The sequence below is a fragment of the Streptomyces sp. Ncost-T10-10d genome, from assembly GCF_900091955.1.
GTDB lineage: Bacteria > Actinomycetota > Actinomycetes > Streptomycetales > Streptomycetaceae > Streptomyces.
This window is the reverse complement of the sequence record NZ_FMDF01000183.1, coordinates 26,877-43,553: the sequence shown is the minus strand read 5'-3', so window position 1 is coordinate 43,553 and position 16,677 is coordinate 26,877. Positions and strand designations below refer to the sequence as shown.

Annotated in this window: 16 protein-coding genes, 1 pseudogene and 1 riboswitch; of the genes and pseudogenes, 16 read left to right on the top strand and 1 reads right to left on the bottom strand. The window is 69.3% G+C overall.

Going from position 1 to position 16,677, the window contains the following annotated elements; translation table 11 throughout:
• The first annotated feature begins 33 nt into the window (after positions 1–33).
• From lepB to GA0115254_RS33795, 8 genes are all read left to right on the top strand, one after another.
• Positions 34–780 (top strand): signal peptidase I, encoded by a 747-nt coding sequence (lepB, locus tag GA0115254_RS33830; protein WP_093899090.1) that lies wholly within the window; start codon positions 34–36, stop codon positions 778–780.
• On the top strand, positions 770–1,258 hold the full coding sequence (locus GA0115254_RS33825; RefSeq protein ID WP_093899089.1) for an NUDIX hydrolase: 489 nt from the start codon (positions 770–772) through the stop codon (positions 1,256–1,258). Before lepB ends, GA0115254_RS33825 begins: the two co-directional genes overlap by 11 nt.
• A 64-nt stretch (positions 1,259–1,322) precedes the next feature.
• Positions 1,323–1,631, top strand: a complete 309-nt coding sequence (locus GA0115254_RS33820) for a DUF2469 domain-containing protein (RefSeq protein ID WP_003965949.1) — start codon at positions 1,323–1,325, stop codon at positions 1,629–1,631.
• 136 nt (positions 1,632–1,767) lie between these two features.
• On the top strand, positions 1,768–2,127 hold the full coding sequence (locus GA0115254_RS33815; RefSeq protein WP_093899088.1) for a YraN family protein: 360 nt from the start codon (positions 1,768–1,770) through the stop codon (positions 2,125–2,127).
• Entirely contained in the window at positions 2,127–3,752 is a 1,626-nt protein-coding gene (locus GA0115254_RS33810) for a YifB family Mg chelatase-like AAA ATPase (protein ID WP_093899087.1), read from the top strand. Before GA0115254_RS33815 ends, GA0115254_RS33810 begins: the two co-directional genes overlap by 1 nt.
• The gene (gene dprA / locus GA0115254_RS33805) at positions 3,749–4,993 is read left to right on the top strand and encodes a DNA-processing protein DprA (protein ID WP_093899086.1); all 1,245 of its coding nucleotides are present in this window, start codon (positions 3,749–3,751) and stop codon (positions 4,991–4,993) included. Before GA0115254_RS33810 ends, dprA begins: the two co-directional genes overlap by 4 nt.
• A 242-nt stretch (positions 4,994–5,235) precedes the next feature.
• Positions 5,236–6,072 carry an RNA polymerase sigma factor WhiG gene (gene whiG / locus GA0115254_RS33800; protein ID WP_093899085.1) on the top strand — a complete coding sequence of 279 codons (837 nt, stop codon included), beginning with the start codon at positions 5,236–5,238 and terminating at the stop codon, positions 6,070–6,072.
• A 117-nt stretch (positions 6,073–6,189) separates the two neighbouring features.
• The gene (locus GA0115254_RS33795) at positions 6,190–6,756 is read left to right on the top strand and encodes a TetR/AcrR family transcriptional regulator (RefSeq protein ID WP_093899084.1); all 567 of its coding nucleotides are present in this window, start codon (positions 6,190–6,192) and stop codon (positions 6,754–6,756) included.
• Positions 6,757–6,971: 215 nt separating this feature from the next.
• Here GA0115254_RS33795 and GA0115254_RS47955 read toward each other — a convergent pair.
• A pseudogene (locus GA0115254_RS47955) lies at positions 6,972–7,478 on the bottom strand (peptidoglycan DD-metalloendopeptidase family protein); the annotation flags it as partial.
• 277 nt (positions 7,479–7,755) lie between these two features.
• Here GA0115254_RS47955 and rpsB point away from each other — a divergent pair.
• The 8 genes from rpsB (at position 7,756) to GA0115254_RS33750 (ending at position 16,675) form a co-directional block, all read left to right on the top strand.
• Complete coding sequence (gene rpsB / locus GA0115254_RS33785; protein ID WP_093899083.1) at positions 7,756–8,652, top strand: 30S ribosomal protein S2; 897 nt, start codon at positions 7,756–7,758, stop codon at positions 8,650–8,652.
• A 102-nt stretch (positions 8,653–8,754) separates the two neighbouring features.
• Entirely contained in the window at positions 8,755–9,591 is an 837-nt protein-coding gene (gene tsf, locus GA0115254_RS33780) for a translation elongation factor Ts (protein ID WP_093899082.1), read from the top strand.
• Positions 9,592–9,750: 159 nt separating this feature from the next.
• Entirely contained in the window at positions 9,751–10,527 is a 777-nt protein-coding gene (pyrH, locus tag GA0115254_RS33775) for a UMP kinase (RefSeq protein WP_093899081.1), read from the top strand.
• Positions 10,528–10,707: 180 nt separating this feature from the next.
• Complete coding sequence (gene frr, locus GA0115254_RS33770; protein ID WP_093899080.1) at positions 10,708–11,265, top strand: ribosome recycling factor; 558 nt, start codon at positions 10,708–10,710, stop codon at positions 11,263–11,265.
• The gene (locus tag GA0115254_RS33765) at positions 11,265–12,350 is read left to right on the top strand and encodes a phosphatidate cytidylyltransferase (RefSeq protein ID WP_093899079.1); all 1,086 of its coding nucleotides are present in this window, start codon (positions 11,265–11,267) and stop codon (positions 12,348–12,350) included. The genes frr and GA0115254_RS33765 overlap by 1 nt, the downstream gene beginning before the upstream one ends.
• 101 nt (positions 12,351–12,451) lie before the next feature.
• The gene (gene rlmN / locus GA0115254_RS33760; protein WP_093899078.1) at positions 12,452–13,558 is read left to right on the top strand and encodes a dual-specificity RNA methyltransferase RlmN; all 1,107 of its coding nucleotides are present in this window, start codon (positions 12,452–12,454) and stop codon (positions 13,556–13,558) included.
• A gap of 41 nt (positions 13,559–13,599) precedes the next feature.
• Positions 13,600–13,716, top strand: a riboswitch (TPP riboswitch).
• Between the two features lie 74 nt (positions 13,717–13,790).
• On the top strand, positions 13,791–14,903 hold the full coding sequence (locus GA0115254_RS33755; RefSeq protein WP_093899077.1) for a thiamine ABC transporter substrate-binding protein: 1,113 nt from the start codon (positions 13,791–13,793) through the stop codon (positions 14,901–14,903).
• Positions 14,904–15,061: 158 nt separating this feature from the next.
• Complete coding sequence (locus GA0115254_RS33750; RefSeq protein ID WP_093899148.1) at positions 15,062–16,675, top strand: ABC transporter permease; 1,614 nt, start codon at positions 15,062–15,064, stop codon at positions 16,673–16,675.
• Positions 16,676–16,677: the final 2 nt, after the last annotated feature.

The following is a 16,677-nucleotide window of genomic DNA, read 5'->3' as shown; positions in this document are numbered from 1 at the left end:
CGATTGTCGATCTCCGAGGTGGGGGACGCTGGGATGAGTGGAACAGGACGTACGGATGACGGCCATGGCCGGCTCGGCAGCATGCTGTCGGGGCTGGCCGTGGCCGTCGGCTGTGTGCTCTTCCTCGGCGGCTTCGCCTGGGGAGCCGTGGTGTACAAGCCGTACACCGTGCCGACCGAGTCGATGACACCGACGGTGCACGCCGGCGACCGGGTGCTCGCACAGCGGATCGACGGCAGCGAGGTGCACCGGGGCGACGTGGTGGTCTTCACCGATCCGGTGTGGGGTGACATGCCGATGGTGAAGCGGGTCGTCGGGATCGGCGGCGACAAGATCGCCTGCTGCGACAAGGGCCGGCTCACCGTCAACGGCAAACCCATTGAGGAACCGTATCTGCGGACCAAGGGCCTCGCCTCGGCGAACGACTTCACCGCGGATGTTCCCAAGGGGCAGCTCTTCCTGCTCGGGGACGAGCGCAGCGCCTCGCTGGACTCCCGGGTCCACCTGGACGACCCGGGGCAGGGTTCCGTGCCGCGCAGCGCGGTGCAGGCCCGGGTGGACGCCATCGCCTGGCCGCTGGGCGGCATGGTTCAACGGCCGCAGACCTTCGCTTCCTTCCCCGGTGGGGTGTCGTCGCCCGGCCCGCTGCGACTGCAGCTTTGGGCCGTGGTGGCGGGTGTGGTGCTCATCCTCGGTGGTGCCGCATCCGGCCCGATCGCGGCACGGTCCGCGCGGTCGGCACGGAACAAGCGCGAAAGGGTGCCTGCCGGTGCGCGTTGAGGAGCGGAAGGTCGCCAGGGTGGTGCTCCTGGACCCCGACGACCGCATTCTTCTGATGCATGGGTTCGAGCCGGAGGACCCCGAGAGCACCTGGTGGTTCACCCCCGGCGGCGGTCTGGAGGGCGACGAGACCCGGGAACAGGCCGCGCTGCGGGAGCTCGCGGAGGAGACCGGGATCACCGATGTCCAGCTGGGCCCGCTGCTCTGGCAGCGGATGTGCTCGTTCCCGTTCGACGGGCGTCGCTGGAAGCAGGATGAGTGGTACTTCCTGGCACGTACGACGCAGATCGCCACCGATACCAGTGGGCTGACCGGGCTGGAGCAGCGCAGCGTCGCGGGTCTGAGGTGGTGGACCTCCGCCGAACTGTCGGTGGCGCGTGAGACGGTGTACCCGACCAGACTCGCCGAGCTGCTGCGCACGCTGCTCGACGAGGGTCCTCCGCGTACGCCACTGGTTCTGGCCCCCGAAATCGCCTAAGCGCCCAGGGGTGCCGGAGCCTGGCGCACAATGGGGGCACGCACGGCTGAAGGGGAACATGCCAATGAGCGCCGAGGACCTCGAAAAGTACGAGACCGAGATGGAGCTGAAGCTCTACCGGGAGTACCGAGATGTCGTCGGTCTGTTCAAATATGTGATCGAGACCGAACGGCGCTTCTACCTCACCAACGACTACGAGATGCAGGTGCACTCGGTTCAGGGTGAGGTGTTTTTCGAAGTGTCCATGGCGGACGCCTGGGTCTGGGACATGTACCGGCCCGCACGGTTCGTCAAGCAGGTACGGGTGCTGACGTTCAAGGACGTCAACATCGAGGAGCTCAACAAGAGCGATCTCGAACTTCCGGGTGGCTGAGCCCGCTCTGCGTGCTCTTCAGCGGGATGGATTCCCACTTCCGGGTGGCTGAGTTATCCACAATCCCGAAGTTGTCCACCAAGATCCACCAGCTGGGACCGGACGCGTCAGAGTCGGTGCCGGAGGTGGTGCCGATATGAACGCACGGGGGGCACTCGGGCGGTACGGCGAGGATCTGGCGGCGCGGCTGCTGACCGATGCCGGCATGTCCGTACTGGAACGGAACTGGCGCTGTCGTGCCGGTGAGATCGACATCGTCGCGATGGACGGCGACGCACTGGTGGTCTGCGAGGTGAAGACCCGCAGGGCGGGTGCCTTCGAGCATCCGATGGCAGCCGTCACACCGGTCAAGGCGGAGCGGCTGCGACGACTGGCCGGGATCTGGCTCCACCGGCACGGCGGCCCGCCGCCCGGTGGGGTCCGGATCGACCTGGTCGGCGTGGTGCTGCCCAGGCGCGGAGCACCCGTGGCCCAGCATGCGCGGGGGGTGGCCTGATGGGGTTCGCGCGGGCATGTTCGGTGGCCCTTGTCGGCGTCGAGGGCGTCGTGGTGGAGGTCCAGGCGGACCTGGAGGCGGGGGTGGCCGCATTCACCCTGGTGGGGCTGCCGGACAAGAGCCTGGTGGAGAGCCGGGACCGGGTCAGGGCCGCGGTGGTGAACTCCGGGGCCGAGTGGCCGCAGAAGAAGCTCACGGTGGGCCTGTCACCGGCCTCCGTACCCAAGGGCGGCTCCGGTTTCGATCTGGCGGTTGCCTGTGCCGTGCTGGGCGCGGCCGAGCGGATCGACCCGGCCTCCATCGCGGATGTGGTGATGATCGGTGAGCTCGGGCTGGACGGCCGGGTGCGGCCGGTGCGCGGCGTGCTGCCTGCCGTGCTCGCCGCGGCGGAGGCCGGGTACCGCCAGGTCGTCGTGCCCGAGCAGACCGCGGGGGAGGCGGCGCTGGTGCCCGGGGTCTCGGTCCTCGGGGTACGAAGCCTGCGGCAGCTGCTCGCGGTGCTCTGCGACGAGCCGGTGCCGGACGAGCGGCAGGCTCACGACGAGGGGCGCCCCGACACCATGCTGGCCGGGCTGATGGTGCCGGGCGCGGGTATCGGCACAGGGCTCGCCCGGGTGCCCGGGCAAGGTGATGGCAACCCACCGGATCTGGCGGATGTGGCGGGGCAGGAGCGGCCCCGCAAGGCGCTGGAGGTTGCCGCGGCAGGCGGTCATCATCTGCTGCTCTCCGGACCGCCGGGCGCCGGCAAGACCATGCTGGCCGAGCGGCTGCCGGCGATTCTGCCGACGCTGACCAGGAAGGAGTCCCTGGAAGTCACCGCGGTGCACTCGGTGGCAGGCATTCTGCCGCCGGGGGAACCACTGGTCACCCGGGCGCCGTACTGCGCACCGCACCACTCGGCGACCATGCAGTCGCTGGTGGGCGGGGGAAACGGGCTGCCGCGGCCCGGTGCGGTCTCTCTGGCCCACCGGGGGATTCTCTTTCTGGACGAGGCGCCGGAATTCTCCGTGCGGGCGCTGGACGCGCTGCGCCAGCCGCTGGAGTCGGGGCATGTGGTGGTGGCACGCAGCGCCGGGGTGGTGCGGCTGCCCGCCAGATTCCTGATGGTGCTGGCCGCCAATCCCTGCCCCTGTGGCCGGCACACCCTCAGCGGTGCCGGTTGCGACTGCGCGCCCTCGACGGTCCGGCGCTATCAGGCGAGACTCTCCGGGCCGTTGCTGGACCGGGTGGATCTGAGGGTGGTTGTCGACCCGGTCAGGCGCGAGGACCTGATGGGGCAGGGCGGCAGGGGTGAGTCGACGGCCACCGTCGCGGCCCGGGTCCGGGAGGCCAGGGCGCGGGCGGCGGACCGCTTGGCCGGCACCGTGTGGACCACCAACAGCGAAGTGCCCGGCCATGAGCTGCGGACCCGGCTGGTCGTGGCGCCGGGCGCGCTGATGGAGGCCGAACGGGACATGGAACGGGGCGCGCTCACCGCACGGGGCCTGGACCGGGTGCTCAGGGTGGCGTGGACGGTTGCCGATCTGCGCGGTGCCGACCGCCCGGAGGCCTCCGACATCGCGGTGGCGCTGGAACTGCGGACCGGGATCCCACGGGGCGCCTTGACGAAGGCCGGAGCGTCATGAACCCGCGGACGGGCCCTGGGCAGGGACAGGAACCGGGGTGCCTTCCGGCGCGGGACCCGGAGCGGGGCGTGGGGCCGGGGGTGGTGGTGAGCGATCGGGAACGGCTGGCGCGGGCTGCACTGACCCGCATCCTGGAGCCGGGGGACGAGCGCGGCGGCCGCTGGCTGCGCGAGGTCGGTGCCGTCGAACTGCTACGCCGGATCGCCACCAGGGACGGAGCCGCGGAGCGGCTGAGCGGAATGACTCCGAAACGCCTGGACGGATACCGGCTACGGGCCGAGAGCGCCGAGCCCGAGCGGGACCTGGCGGCGGTCGCCGTGCTCGGCGGGCGGTTCGTCTGCCCCGGCGACCGGGAATGGCCCAGCCAGCTCGACGACCTGGCCGACGCCAGGCCGACCGGCCTCTGGGTGCGGGGGCCGCGCGATCTGCGGCTCTGGGCGCTGCGCTCGGTCGCCGTGGTCGGCAGCCGTGCCTGCACACCGTACGGATCCCATATGGCGGCGAGCCTCGGCGCGGGGCTCGCGGAGCTGGGGTGGGTGGTCGTGTCGGGAGCGGCGTTCGGGGTGGACGCGGCAGCCCATCGTGGCGCGCTCGCCGTTGACGGGGCGACGATGGCGGTCCTGGCCTGCGGGGTGGACGTCGCCTATCCCCGGGGACATGCCGAGCTGATCGGACGCATGGCGGAACAGGGGCTCGTCATCGGCGAATTACCGCCGTCCGATCATCCGACCCGCAGCAGATTCATTCTGCGGAACCGGGTCATCGCCGCGTTGACGCGTGGGACGGTCGTGGTCGAGGCCGAATACCGCAGCGGTTCACTGGTCACCGCACGCAGCGCGCAGCGGCTCGGCCGCTTCACCATGGGCGTGCCGGGCCCCGCCACCAGCGGGTTGTCAGCAGGAGTCCATGAACTCCTCCGCGGGGAGGGCGTCCTGGTGACGGATGCCTCGGAAGTCGCCGAACTGGTGGGGGACATCGGTGAACTCGCTCCGGCCAGACGCGGCCCCGTGCACCCCAGGGACCTGCTGGACGCGGTCTCCGCCAGGGTTCTCGACGCGCTGCCGCTCCGCGGCGCCGTCGGCGGGCGCGATGTGGCCCGCGGCGCGGGCACCAGCATCGATGAAGCGCTCGGCAGACTGTACGAACTGCACTCACTGGGGTTCGTCGAACGTGATGGCGATGGATGGCGGTTGACGCCGCGACCGACATGCAATGACGACGCACGGCGAGGCGGTACTTGACCTGGAGCATTCGGGTGAAAAGGTGATGCCGATGACCTCGGCGGATCCTTCAGCGACGCCTCCGGGGCCGACGCGCATGGCGACGGCCCCGGACCTCAGTCATGTTCGATCGGCCGGAATCGCACTGCGCCGATCCATTGTCCTGCGCGGACCGCGATACCTCAGTCACGCTACGCTCACATGAATTCCGACTCCGACACAAGTCCCCCAGCACTTCACAGCAGAACGGCTCAAGGCACCACATGCCCCAGCACACCTCCGGGTCTGACCGCGCGGCAGTACCACCGGCTGCGCGTGGCACTGTGCGCCCCCCTGCCCCCTCCTCGCTCGACGAGTTGTGGCGTTCATACAAGTCCACGGGCGACGAGCGGCTGCGGGAGCAGCTGATCCTGCACTACTCGCCATTGGTGAAGTACGTCGCGGGCCGGGTGAGTGTGGGCCTGCCTTCCAATGTCGAGCAGGCGGACTTCGTCTCCTCAGGGGTGTTCGGACTGATCGACGCGATCGAGAAGTTCGACATCGAGCGCGCGATCAAGTTCGAGACGTACGCGATCACCCGCATCCGTGGCGCGATGATCGACGAACTCCGTGCGCTGGACTGGATCCCACGCTCGGTGCGCCAGAAGGCGCGGGCCGTGGAACGCGCCTATGCCACGCTGGAAGCGCAGCTGCGACGCACCCCTTCCGAGCCGGAGGTCGCTGCGGAGATGGGCATCGCACTGGAGGAACTGCACGCGGTTTTCAGCCAGTTGTCGCTGGCGAACGTTGTCGCGCTGGAGGAACTGCTGCATGTCGGCGGCGAGGGCGGTGACCGGTTGAGCCTGATGGACACGCTGGAGGACACCGCCGCCGACAATCCGGTGGAGGTCGCCGAGGACCGTGAGCTCAGACGGCTGCTCGCCCGGGCGATCAATACGCTTCCGGAGCGCGAGAAGACGGTTGTCACGCTGTACTACTACGAGGGCCTCACCCTCGCCGAGATCGGCAATGTGCTCGGGGTGACCGAGAGCCGTGTGAGCCAGATCCACACCAAGTCGGTACTGCAACTGCGCGCGAAACTGGCCGACGCCGGACGCTGATACCACCGGTGACCGCTGCCGCCCATGGCTGCTTCGGCCACTGATCGGGGCCGCACCCACCCTCTTGAGCACCAGTCGCCGTAGAGTGGACGCGTGCCCAGGATTCGAGCGGCCTCGGTGGCCGAGCACCGGACCATGCAGCGCGGCGCCCTCCTGGACGCCGCCCGCTCCCTGCTGTCCGAGGGGGGTACGGAGGCGCTGACCTTCCCCGCCCTCGCCGAACGTACGGGCCTTGCCCGGTCCTCCGTCTACGAGTACTTCCGCTCCCGTGCGGCTGTCGTCGAAGAGCTCTGCGCCGTTGACTTCCCCGTCTGGGCGGCCGAGGTCGAGAACGCGATGGAGCAGGCCACCACGCCCGTGGGCAAGATCGAGGCCTACGTACGACGGCAACTCGACCTCGTCGGAGACCGCCGCCACCGGGCGGTCGTCGCGATCTCGGCGAGCGAGCTGGACGCGGGCGCACGCGAGAAGATCCGGGCCGCGCACGGCGGGCTGATCGCCATGATCGTCGAGGCGCTCGGCGATCTCGGCCACGAGCAGCCGAGGCTGGCGGCGATGCTGTTGCAGGGCTCGGTGGACGCCGCGGTGCGGCGTATCGAACTCGGCGTGGCGGAGGAGCCGGCCGTGATCGCGGACACCGCCGTCGCCATGGTCCTGCGAGGCGTGCAGGGCGTACAGGACTGACGTCGTTGCCGCGCCGCGGCAACGACGAACAGAGCGCCGGGGGCGGCGAGCCCGTCCCCGGTCCCTTCGGTCGAGGGCCGGGACTCCGGCACGCCGAACACCGGCAGCAGCCGGGACGGACCCCGTCGCAGCAGCTCCGGCGGCAGCAGCGACAGCGGATCCAGATATGCGTCGGCGCGCCGCAGCCCCCAGTGCAGACAGCCCGATGCGCAGTGGAAGGGCCCCGCCTCCACGACCGCCACCACTTGTCCTGCCGTCACCTTCTCGTCCTTGGCGACCAGCGCGCGCACCGGCTCGTACGTGGTCCGTAGCGGCGGATCGCCGGTTCCGGCCACCTCGATCGCCACCACCCCACGCCCCGCCACACGCCCTGCGAACGAGACTCGGCCCGAGGCCGCGGCGAGAACCGCCGTGCCCGGCTCTGTGGCGAGATCCACCCCCCGGTGGCCCCGTCCGTAGGCGCTGGCCGGCGGCTCCCATCCCCGTACGACCGCAGGCCGCCCGGCAAGCGGCCACAACCGGGCACCGTCCGGCCGGGGCGCCGGTGAGGGAGCGGGTGCGGGGGCGGCGGCAGGTGTGGGAGCAGGCGCCGACTCTTCGGCTGCCGCGACCGGCGCGCCGCACAGCACGGCGAGAAGGGCCGGCACTGCCACGAGCGCGGCCTCGCAGAAGCGGAATCTGTGCCGGTGAAGGGAAACGGTCGGATCCGGTGTGCATCGCATGGCAGAACCGTCCCGCAGCGCTCGGAATCGCGGGGATCATGAACCGGATCTGTGGACTACCGACCGGTTGTGGACAGCGCCGTCACCCGGCACCCGACCTGTCCCGTACACTTCCTATGGCGATCCGGGTCACCGGGTCGACTTCGCACGCCCCGCCACCTCCCTCTCTGCGGACGGTGGCCGCGCTCCTCGGTCCCTTGTGGCACGGCGCGTCGGGGCGTCAGGCGCGACAGCAATCCTGCGGTCGCGACAACCGAGCACCTCAAGGAGTACGGCCATGGCCGTCGTCACGATGCGGGAGCTGCTGGAAAGCGGCGTCCACTTCGGTCACCAGACCCGTCGCTGGAACCCGAAGATGAAGCGCTTCATCTTCACCGAGCGCAACGGCATCTACATCATCGACCTGCTCCAGTCGCTGTCGTACATCGACCGCGCCTACGAGTTCGTCAAGGAGACCGTCGCCCACGGCGGCTCCATCATGTTCGTCGGTACCAAGAAGCAGGCCCAGGAGGCCATTGCCGAGCAGGCGACGCGCGTCGGCATGCCGTACGTCAACCAGCGTTGGCTCGGTGGCATGCTCACCAACTTCTCCACCGTCTACAAGCGCCTTCAGCGTCTGAAGGAGCTCGAGCTCATCGACTTCGAGGACGTGGCCGCCTCCGGCCTCACGAAGAAGGAGCTCCTGGTTCTCTCCCGCGAGAAGGCCAAGCTGGAGAAGACCCTCGGTGGTATCCGCGAGATGCAGAAGGTGCCGAGCGCCGTCTGGATCGTCGACACCAAGAAGGAGCACATCGCCGTCGGTGAGGCGCGCAAGCTCCACATCCCGGTCGTCGCGATCCTCGACACCAACTGCGACCCCGACGAGGTCGACTACAAGATTCCGGGCAACGACGACGCGATCCGCTCCGTCACCCTGCTCACCCGCGTGATCGCCGACGCCGTCGCCGAGGGCCTCATCGCCCGTTCCGGTGCCGCCACCGGTGACTCGAAGCCGGGCGAGAAGGCCGCCGGCGAGCCGCTCGCCGAGTGGGAGCGCGACCTGCTCGAGGGCGACAAGAAGGCCGACACCGAGGCGCAGACCTCTGCCGAGACCGAGAAGGTCGCGGACGCCGCCGAGACGCCGGCCGAGGCCCCCGCTGCCGAGGCTCCGGCCGCGGACGCCGAGCAGGCCTGACACCTCCGTCACGGCTGAATGACGGCGGGGGCCGGTGCCACGAGCGCCGCCCCCGCCGTCCACCCGTAGATCTTTCAGACTTCGAGAGAGAAACACAGACTCATGGCGAACTACACCGCCGCTGACGTCAAGAAGCTCCGCGAGCTGACCGGCGCCGGCATGATGGACTGCAAGAAGGCGCTCGACGAGGCCGAGGGCAACGTCGACAAGGCCGTCGAGGCGCTCCGTATCAAGGGTCAGAAGGGCGTCGCCAAGCGCGAGGGCCGTTCTGCCGAGAACGGCGCCGTCGTCTCCCTCATCTCCGAGGACAAGACCTCCGGCGTTCTGCTCGAGCTGAAGTGCGAGACGGACTTCGTCGCCAAGGGCGAGAAGTTCCAGGCCGTGGCCAACACGCTCGCCGCCCACGTCGCCGCGACCTCCCCGGCCGACCTGGCCACGCTGCTCGCCTCCGAGATCGAGGCCGGCAAGACTGTCCAGGCATACGTCGACGAGGCCAACGCCAACCTCGGCGAGAAGATCGTCCTGGACCGCTTCGCGCAGTTCACCGGCGGTTACGTGGCTGCGTACATGCACCGCACGATGCCCGACCTCCCGCCGCAGGTCGGCGTCCTGGTCGAGCTCGACAAGGAGAACGCCGAGGTCGCCAAGGACGTCGCGCAGCACATCGCCGCCTTCGCCCCGAAGTACCTCAACCGCGACGAGGTCCCGGCCGAGACGGTCGAGAACGAGCGTCGTGTCGCCGAGGCCACCTCTCGCGAGGAGGGCAAGCCCGAGGCCGCCCTTCCGAAGATCGTCGAGGGTCGCGTCAACGGCTTCTTCAAGGACGTCGTCGTCCTGGAGCAGGCGTTCGCCAAGGACAACAAGAAGTCCGTCCAGAAGGTTCTGGACGAGGCCGGTGTCACCCTGAAGCGCTTCTCGCGCATCAAGGTCGGCATCTGAGTCCGTCCGCGAACAACGGTGGACCCCGATAGGGTCTGGTGCAGTCGTCGGCCGCACACATGCCGTACGACCGCAGATCTGACGAGGAGGCCATTGCCGCTGAGGGACACCAGACCCACCGGCAATGGCCTTCTTCGTATGTGCACGAGGAGAATCTCCATGAACAAGGGCGCGGACGCCGCAACAGGTGACCACAAGCGCGACGACGGCAAGGTACCCGGGCGCTTCATGCTGAAGCTGTCCGGAGAGGCGTTCGCCGGTGGCGGGGGTCTCGGTGTCGACCCCGACGTCGTACACGCCATCGCCCGGGAAATCGCGGCAGTCGTCCGCGGCGGTGCGCAAATCGCGGTCGTCATCGGCGGCGGCAACTTCTTCCGCGGTGCCGAGCTCCAGCAGCGCGGCATGGACCGGGCCCGTTCCGACTACATGGGCATGCTCGGCACGGTCATGAACTGCCTGGCGCTCCAGGACTTCCTGGAGAAGGAAGGCATCGACTCCCGCGTCCAGACCGCCATCACCATGGGGCAGGTCGCGGAGCCGTACATCCCGCTGCGCGCCGTGCGCCACCTGGAGAAGGGCCGTGTCGTCATCTTCGGCGCCGGCATGGGGATGCCGTACTTCTCCACCGACACCACTGCCGCCCAGCGCGCCCTGGAGATCGACGCCCAGGGTCTGCTGATGGGCAAGAACGGGGTGGACGGGGTCTACGACTCCGACCCGAAGACCAACCCCGACGCGGTGAAGTTCGACGCCCTTGAGTACAGCGAGGTGCTCGCCCGCGATCTCAAGATCGCCGACGCCACCGCCATCACGCTCTGCCGTGACAACCAGCTGCCGATCCTCGTCTTCGAGCTGACCGCCACGGGCAATATCGCCCGCGCGGTCAAGGGTGAGAAGATCGGCACGCTCGTGAGTGACCAGGGCACCCGGGCCTGAGAACCGGGGGACCTTCCCTGGAAGCCGAGGGAAGGTCCGGGGCCTGCGGGGAACACCCCTGGACAGGTCCCGAAGGATGGACAACGGCCTGCCGGTCGGACACCGTGCAGGTGAGGACGCGACGCAGGACCCGCCGGGCCCGAGCACGCCGGGCCCACTCAAGACACGCAGGAGCACGTGGTGATCGAAGAAACCCTCCTTGAGGCCGAGGAGAAAATGGAGAAGGCCGTTGTCGTCGCGAAAGAGGACTTCGCGGCGATCCGTACCGGCCGTGCGCACCCGGCGATGTTCAACAAGATCGTCGCCGACTACTACGGCGCGCTGACCCCGATCAACCAGCTCGCCTCGTTCTCGGTGCCCGAGCCGCGCATGGCCGTCGTGACGCCGTTCGACAAGAGCGCGCTGCGCAACATCGAGCAGGCCATCCGCGACTCGGACCTCGGCGTCAACCCGAGCAACGACGGCAATATCATCCGGGTGACCTTCCCGGACCTCACCGAGGAGCGTCGCCGCGACTACATCAAGGTCGCGAAGACGAAGGCCGAGGACTCCAAGATCTCCATCCGGGCCGTGCGCCGCAAGGCCAAGGAGACGCTCGACAAGCTGGTCAAGGACAAGGAGTCCGGCGAGGACGAGGTGCGTCGCGCCGAGAAGGAGCTCGACGACACCACCGCGAAGTACGTCGCACAGGTTGACGAGCTGCTCAAGCACAAGGAAGCCGAGCTGCTCGAAGTCTGATGAACGACTCTTCCTGGGGCGCCCCGCAGGGAGCCGGCCGCTGGGATGCGCCCGAGACGCAGGCCGCCCCGGCGGGTCCTGCATACGATGTGCATGACGCCCAGCAGACTCGGCCCATGCCCATAGTGCCGGACGTTCCCGACGCAGGTAGAGACGCTGACGATCGTGACGACCGGGACCAGGGGGCCGCACGCCTGAGCGGCGGCCCCCTGTTCCGTGACGAGAAGCCGCAGGAGCCCATGTCCACCGCGCCACCGCCCCCGCAGAAGAAACGTGCGGGCCGTGATCTGCGATCCGCAATAGGGGTCGGTGTGGGGCTCGGCGCCGTCATCGTCGCCTCGCTGTTCATCGTGAAGGCCGTCTTCGTCGGTGTGGTCGCCGTCGCCGTCGTCGTGGGCCTGTGGGAGCTCACCTCCCGGCTGGAGGAGCGCAAGGGCATCAAGGCGCCGCTCATCCCGCTGGCGGTCGGTGGCGCGGCGATGGTGGTGGCCGGATACGCACGGGGCGCCGAGGGCGCCTGGGTCGCGATGGCGCTGACCGCGCTCGCGGTGCTCGTCTGGCGGATGACGGAGCCGCCCGAGGACTACCTCAAGGACGTCACGGCCGGCGTGTTCGCCGCGTTCTACGTACCGTTCCTGGCCACCTTCGTCGCCATGCTCCTGACCGCGGACGACGGGCCGCAGCGGGTGCTCACCTTCCTGCTGCTGACCGTGGTCAGCGACACGGGTGCGTACGCCGTCGGCTGGCGCTTCGGCAAGCACAAGCTCGCGCCGCGCATCAGTCCCGGAAAGACCCGCGAGGGCCTGTTCGGGGCCGTCGCCTTCGCGATGGTCGCCGGTGCGCTGTGCATGCAGTTCCTGATCGACGGTGGTTCCTGGTGGCAGGGACTTCTGCTGGGGCTCGCGGTCGCGGCCAGTGCCACTCTCGGTGACCTGGGCGAGTCGATGATCAAGCGGGACCTCGGGATCAAGGACATGGGCACGCTGCTGCCGGGCCACGGCGGCATCATGGACCGGCTGGACTCGCTGCTGCCGACCGCCCCGGTGGTCTGGTTGCTGATGGTGCTGTTCGTGGGTTCCGGCTGACCCCCGAGCTCTACCGTCCTGACCTGGGCTTTTGTGCGTGAGGGTCCGTTGTCCACAGGGCGGCGGGCCCTCACTGTTCTGTCTGCGACACTGGATGAACCATGCCTAAGCCCGGAGAACTCACTTTCGTCGCGCCCCGCGGAGCCAAGAAGCCGCCGCGGCACCTCGCCGACCTCACGCCCGCCGAGCGCAAGGAAGCCGTCGCCGCGATCGGCGAGAAGCCGTTCCGCGCCCAGCAGCTCTCACAGCACTACTTCGCGCGGTACGCGCACGACCCGGCCGAGTGGACCAATATCCCGGCCGGTTCGCGGGACAAGCTCGCCGAGGCGATGTTCCCCGACCTGATGTCGGTGGTCCGCCACATCAGCTGTGACGACGACACCACCCGTAAGACGCTGTGGAAGCTGCACGACGGGACGCTCGTCGAGTCCGTCCTGATGCGCTACCCGGAGCGGGTGACGATGTGCATCTCGTCGCAGGCGGGATGCGGGATGAACTGCCCGTTCTGCGCCACGGGACAGGCCGGTCTCGACCGCAATCTGTCGACCGCGGAGATCGTCCACCAGATCGTGGACGGCATGCGCGCGCTGCGCGACGGGGAGGTCCCCGGTGGTCCGGCGCGGCTCTCCAACATCGTCTTCATGGGCATGGGCGAGCCGCTCGCCAACTACAACCGGGTGGTCGGCGCGATCCGCCGGCTGACCGACCCGGAGCCGGACGGGCTGGGGCTCTCGCAGCGCGGGATCACCGTCTCCACCGTGGGCCTGGTGCCCGCGATGCTCCGCTTCGCCGACGAGGGCTTCAAGTGCCGCCTCGCCGTCTCCCTGCACGCACCGGACGACGAGCTGCGCGACACGCTCGTCCCCGTGAACACACGCTGGAAGGTGGGCGAGGTGCTGGACGCCGCGTGGGAATACGCGGAGAAGTCCGGCCGTCGCATCTCCATCGAGTACGCGCTGATCCGGGACATCAACGACCAGGCCTGGCGCGGTGACCGGCTCGGCCGGCTCCTCAAGGGCAAGCGGGTGCACGTCAATCTGATCCCGCTGAACCCGACGCCCGGCTCCAAGTGGACCGCCTCGCGGCCCGAGGACGAGAAGGCTTTCGTCGAGGCGATCGCAGCACATGGAGTGCCGGTCACCGTGCGGGACACCCGCGGCCAGGAGATCGACGGGGCCTGTGGGCAGCTGGCGGCGGCCGAGCGCTGAGGCCGGAACGGCCCGTGTAACCTGGGCCCGAAATCAACTTCATATTCCGACAGGGGAGCGCCACAGCGCTGAGAGTGCGGCACCGAGAACAGGTCGGCCGCAGACCCTCTGAACCTCGCCCGGGTCATTCCGGGTAGGAAGTTCGGTCATCAACTCATGCTGTTGCGCCCTGCCCGCTTCTCCAGGGGCGGGGCCGCGTCTCTTCCTGGCCAAAACCCAGGAGGAATCCACAATGAGCACCACGCGCAGAACCAAGCGGCTCGCGGCGACGGCTGTCGCCTCCGCGCTCGGCGTCACGGCACTTGCCGGATGCGGGAGTTCCGACACCGCGGGCGCCGGTTCCGGCGGCACGAAGAGCTCCGGTTCGAAGACCGTGACTCTCGTCAGCCATGACTCCTTCAACGCCTCCAAGGATGTGCTCAAGGAGTTCACGGAGGAGACCGGCTACACCGTCAAGGTGCTGAAGAGCGGCGACGCGGGTGTCGCGCTCAACCAGGAGATCCTGACCAAGGGCTCCCCCCGCGGCGATGTGTTCTTCGGCGTCGACAACACCCTGCTCTCCCGAGCTCTCGACAGCGGCCTCTTCACGCCGTACGAGGCGAAGGGCATCGATCAGGTGGCGGCCGACACGCAGCTGGACGGCGCCGAGCACCGGGTCACCCCGATCGACACCGGCGACATCTGCGTCAACTACGACAAGAAGTACTTCGCCGACAAGAAGCTCGCGCCGCCGCAGTCCTTCGACGACCTGGCGAAGCCCGCGTACAAGAACCTCCTCGTCACCGAGAACGCCGCGACCTCCTCGCCCGGCCTCGGCTTCCTCCTCGGCACCGTCGCCACCTACGGCGAGAAGGGCTACCAGGACTACTGGAAGAAGCTGAAGAGCAATGGCGTCAAGGTCGTGGACGGCTGGGAGCAGGCGTACAACGAGGAGTTCTCCGGTTCCGCGGGCGGCAAGAAGGCCAAGGCCGACCGGCCGCTCGTCGTCTCGTACGCCTCCAGCCCGCCCGTCGAGGTGCTGTACGCGAAGCCGCAGCCGGCCGAGGCCCCGACCGGGGTCGCCACCGGGACCTGCTTCCGGCAGATCGAGTTCGCGGGTCTGCTGGACGGCGCGAAGAACGAGGCGGGCGGCAAGGCCCTGCTGGACTTCCTGATCAGCAAGAAGTTCCAGGAGGACATGCCGCTGAACATGTTCGTGAACCCGGTCACCAAGAGCGCGGAACTGCCGGAACTCTTCACGAAGTTCGGCGCGACGGTGGACAGGCCGGCGACCGTCGCCCCCGACAACATCTCCAAGAACCGTGAGCAGTGGGTCCAGTCGTGGTCCTCGCTCGTAGTGAAGTAGCGAAGACTCCCGTACGCGGAACGGACGCGGGCGGGGGCGAGCACGGGAAGAGCGAGCACGGGGAGGGACCGCGCGGGAAGAGGCCGCGCGCCCGCTCCGGGCACGCGAACTCGGCGCGCGCAAAGGCGTGGCGGGGGAGCGCGGTGCGGCTCGGCCTGATGGCCGTGCCCGTCGCGTTCTTCGCGCTGTTCTTCGCCTATCCCGTCGCCGCGATCGTCGGCCGAGGGCTGAAGGCCGACGGCGTCTGGCAGTTCGGCCGGATCGGCGAGGTGCTGACCCGGCCGGACATTCGCGACGTCCTCTGGTTCACCACCTGGCAGGCGCTCGCCTCGACCGCGCTGACCCTGCTGATCGCGCTGCCCGGCGCCTATGTCTTCGCACGCTTCGACTTCCCCGGCAAACAACTGCTGCGGGCGGTCGTCACCGTGCCGTTCGTCCTGCCGACCGTCGTCGTCGGGACCGCCTTCCTGGCGCTGCTGGGACGCGGCGGGTTCCTCGACGAACTCTGGGGCGTACGGCTCGACACCACCGTCTGGGCAATTCTGCTCGCCCATGTCTTCTTCAACTACGCGGTGGTCGTGCGGACCGTGGGCGGGCTGTGGTCACAGCTCGACCCACGCCAGGAGGAGGCCGCCCGGGTGCTGGGCGCCGGACGGCTCGCCGCCTGGCGGCGGGTCACCCTGCCGGCCCTCGCGCCCGCCGTGGCCGCCGCCGCGCTGATGGTCTTCCTCTTCACCTTCACCTCCTTCGGGGTCGTGCAGATCCTCGGCGGCCCGGGATACTCCACGCTGGAGGTGGAGATCTACCGGCAGACCGCCCAACTGCTCGCCCTGCCGACAGCCGCCGTGCTGACGCTGGTGCAGTTCGCCGCGGTCGGCGCGATCCTCGCCGTACACGCGTGGACCGTACGGCGCAGGGAGACCGCGCTGAAGCTGGTCGACCCGGCACAGACCGCTCGCAGGCCGCACGGCGCCGGGCAGTGGGCGCTGCTCTGCGGGGTGCTGCTGACCGTGCTCGTGCTGATACTGGTGCCGCTCGGGGTGCTGGTCGAGCGCTCGCTGGACACACCCGGCGGCCATGGCTTCGACTTCTACCGCGCCCTGCGGTCCGCCGACGCCGGCGGAGGCACGTTCCTGGTCGCCCCGCTCGAAGCGATCTGGAACTCATTGCAGTACGCGCTGGTCGCGACCGTCATCGCGCTGGTCATCGGCGGGCTCGCCGCCGCGGCGCTGACCCGGCGCGCGGGGCGGCTCGTCCGCGGCTTCGACGCCTTGCTGATGCTGCCGCTCGGGGTGTCCGCGGTCACCGTCGGCTTCGGCTTTCTGATCACCCTGGACAAGCCGCCGCTGGATCTGCGGACTTCCTGGATTCTGGTGCCGCTCGCCCAGGCGCTGGTCGGTGTGCCCTTCGTCGTACGGACCATGCTGCCGGTCCTGCGGGCGGTGGACGGCCGGCTGAGGGAGGCGGCCACGGTGCTCGGGGCGTCACCCCTGCGGGCCTGGCGGGAGGTCGATCTGCCGCTGGTGCGGCGGGCGTTGCTGGTAGCGGCCGGGTTCGCGTTCGCCGTGTCGCTCGGTGAGTTCGGCGCGACGGTGTTCATCGCACGGCCCGACCGCCCGACGCTGCCGGTGGCCGTGGCCCGGCTGCTCGGGCGGGCTGGAGAGCTCAACTACGGCCAGGCGATGGCCCTCAGCACCATTCTGATGGCGGTCTGCGCCCTCTCGCTGCTGCTGCTCGAACGTATCCGCACGGACCGATCCGGGGAGTTCTAGAG

Coding starts and splice junctions, on each gene's coding strand:
- lepB (WP_093899090.1), top strand. CDS start 34: ATGAGTGGAACAGGACGTACGGATGACGGCCATGGCCGGCTCGGCAGC.
- GA0115254_RS33820 (WP_003965949.1), top strand. CDS start 1,323: ATGAGCGCCGAGGACCTCGAAAAGTACGAGACCGAGATGGAGCTGAAG.
- GA0115254_RS33815 (WP_093899088.1), top strand. CDS start 1,768: ATGAACGCACGGGGGGCACTCGGGCGGTACGGCGAGGATCTGGCGGCG.
- GA0115254_RS33810 (WP_093899087.1), top strand. CDS start 2,127: ATGGGGTTCGCGCGGGCATGTTCGGTGGCCCTTGTCGGCGTCGAGGGC.
- dprA (WP_093899086.1), top strand. CDS start 3,749: ATGAACCCGCGGACGGGCCCTGGGCAGGGACAGGAACCGGGGTGCCTT.
- whiG (WP_093899085.1), top strand. CDS start 5,236: ATGCCCCAGCACACCTCCGGGTCTGACCGCGCGGCAGTACCACCGGCT.
- rpsB (WP_093899083.1), top strand. CDS start 7,756: ATGGCCGTCGTCACGATGCGGGAGCTGCTGGAAAGCGGCGTCCACTTC.
- tsf (WP_093899082.1), top strand. CDS start 8,755: ATGGCGAACTACACCGCCGCTGACGTCAAGAAGCTCCGCGAGCTGACC.
- pyrH (WP_093899081.1), top strand. CDS start 9,751: ATGAACAAGGGCGCGGACGCCGCAACAGGTGACCACAAGCGCGACGAC.
- GA0115254_RS33765 (WP_093899079.1), top strand. CDS start 11,265: ATGAACGACTCTTCCTGGGGCGCCCCGCAGGGAGCCGGCCGCTGGGAT.
- rlmN (WP_093899078.1), top strand. CDS start 12,452: ATGCCTAAGCCCGGAGAACTCACTTTCGTCGCGCCCCGCGGAGCCAAG.
- GA0115254_RS33755 (WP_093899077.1), top strand. CDS start 13,791: ATGAGCACCACGCGCAGAACCAAGCGGCTCGCGGCGACGGCTGTCGCC.
- GA0115254_RS33750 (WP_093899148.1), top strand. CDS start 15,062: ATGGCCGTGCCCGTCGCGTTCTTCGCGCTGTTCTTCGCCTATCCCGTC.